The sequence below is a fragment of the Streptomyces sp. SID3343 genome, assembly GCF_009865215.1.
In the GTDB taxonomy this organism is placed as follows: Bacteria; Actinomycetota; Actinomycetes; order Streptomycetales; family Streptomycetaceae; genus Embleya.
On record NZ_WWJX01000532.1, the window covers coordinates 1 to 2,268 of the forward strand.

At 75.0% G+C, this 2,268-nt stretch carries 1 protein-coding gene; it reads left to right on the top strand.

The window, feature by feature from the left end; genetic code table 11:
• The first annotated feature begins 420 nt into the window (after positions 1-420).
• Positions 421-1,143: a polysaccharide deacetylase family protein gene (locus GT354_RS16650; protein WP_161357091.1), complete on the top strand. Its 723-nt coding sequence runs from the start codon at positions 421-423 to the stop codon at positions 1,141-1,143.
• Positions 1,144-2,268: the final 1,125 nt, after the last annotated feature.

Sequence of the window (2,268 nt, forward strand, 5' to 3'; positions counted from 1 at the left end):
GGACCGCCGAGCTCGGGCGGGTCGGCGGACCTGCGGGGCGACGTCCGCGGCGGGCGCGCGGGTCTCGGGGGGGTGATCATGGTTCGAATCCGGTCGCGCCCCCGGCCGCCCCACTTCGCTCTTGCCGACCGTACTCCTTGCCCCGCAGAGCTGAACAGAATCCGCCGCACGCTACGCAAGACGTAGAGGGCCGCGGCACATCCGCCACATGATCACAAAAGTCCAAGCGTGACCGAACAATGTCGCTCTCTATCGTGCAGTTCAGGCAGTCGTCGCCCGGTGTCCGGCCCGGCGTCGGACCGGCTCGGGAGCGGCATGGAACCGGCCCGGGGCCGGCACGGGACGGCCGAACCGGTGAACTCCGGCTCTTGCGGGCGTGTCCCCGTGAACCGGGGTACGAATGTGTGCAAGACACTCGGCATGGACACCACCTCTGCCTCGTCGCGCCGCACCTTCCTGTTGGGTGCCGCCGCCTCGCTCGGCCTGCTCGGGGCCGCGGCCCCCACCGCCTTCGCGGGCAGTGATCGCCCCACGCCGCGGCCCGCCTTCGTCCCCGAACCCGTGCGCACCGTCGAGGCCGGGCCACTGGGCATCGCGGTGACGTTCGACGACGGACCACACCCCGAGTTCACCCCGCAGGTGTTGCGCGTGCTGCGCCGCAATCGCGTCCGGGCGACGTTCTGCGTCGTGGGTACGGAGGTCGAGAAATACCCGGACCTGGTCCGTGCGATCCACCGCCATGGCCACACGATCGCGTGCCACTCCTGGTCGCACGCGAACCTCCAGGAACTCACGCCCGCCGGTGTGGGCGAGGAAGTGGAGCGCGGCCTTGCCGCGATCGGGCGGGTGCTACCGGGCTACCGCGTCGGTTGGTTCCGCGCTCCGTACGGCCGTTGGTCGTCGGAGGTGATGGGTGCGATCCGCGCTGCGGGGCTGCGTCCGCTCGGCTGGTCGGTCGACCCGCGCGATTGGGAACGTCCCGGTACGGACGAGATCGTCAGGCGCGTGCTGGCCGATGTGGAGACCGGCTCGATCATCCTCAACCACGACGGGGGCGGCAACCGCGATCAGACCGTCGCGGCCCTGCGACAGTGGCTGCCGGAACTGTCGTCCTTCGGCTACCGGTTCGTCCAGCCGGCCTGATCGACCGCCCGTCGGCACACCCGGTACGGGCACGCAACGCCCGGACCACCGCGACCTGTTCGCGTCGGCCGGCGGGCCGGCCACGCCGATCGGCCGGCGCGGACAGGGGAACCGAGGCCCACACCGCCGTCGGTTCCCCCTCCGCGGGGACCGCACCCGCAGGTGCGGCGATGGCCTCGCGACGGGACGGGGGAAGGAGCACCCGCCGCGAATCGGCCACGACCCACATGATGTCGACATCCGAACTGGCCCACATCGTCCGGACGTTGCGGGTCCGCATCCACCGAGGGGATGACGTCCGACAGAGCCCTACTCCACCGCCGCACGCACCCCAGCCACCGCCCCACCCGGCCGTCCGCACTCCCCGCCGCCCCCGCGCTCGACCGCCCACCCACCACGCCGCCCAAATGCCGAACCGACCGCCCGGCCCGCACCGCCCGGCCTCCCCCGCACCGCTACACCCGCGTCGTCCACGCCGAGCGCGACGTCAGGGCACGGCAGCCGGCGCACCCTCGGCCACCTCCCCGCCCGGCCATCCGCACTCCCCGCCGCCCCCGCGCTCGACCGCCCACCCACCACGCCGCCCAAACGCCGAACCGACCGCCCGGCCCGTACCGCCCGGCCTCCCCGCACCGCTACACCCGCGTCGTCCACGCCGAGCGCGACGTCAGGGCACGGCAGCCGGCGCACCCTCGGCCACCTCCCCGCCCGGCCGTCCGCACTCCCCGCCGCCCCCGCGCTCGACCGCCCACCCACCACGCCGCCCAAACGCCGAACCGACCGCCCGGCCCGTACCGCCCGGCCTCCCCGCACCGCTACACCCGCGTCGTCCACGCCGAGCGCGACGTCAGGGCACGGCAGCCGGCGCACCCTCGGCCACCTCCCCGCCCGGCCGTCCGCACTCCCCGCCGCCCCCGCGCTCGACCGCCCACCCACCACGCCGCCCAAACGCCGAACCGACCGCCCGGCCCGTACCGCCCGGCCTCCCCGCACCGCTACACCCGCGTCGTCCACGCCGAGCGCGACGTCAGGGCACGGCAGCCGGCGCACCCTCGGCCACCTCCCCGCCCGGCCGTCCGCACTCCCCGCCGCCCCCGCGCTCGACCGCCCACCCACCACGCCGCC

Bases quoted from the DNA above. Each gene is read 5' to 3' on its own strand.
- GT354_RS16650 (WP_161357091.1), top strand. From the start codon at position 421: ATGGACACCACCTCTGCCTCGTCGCGCCGCACCTTCCTGTTGGGTGCC.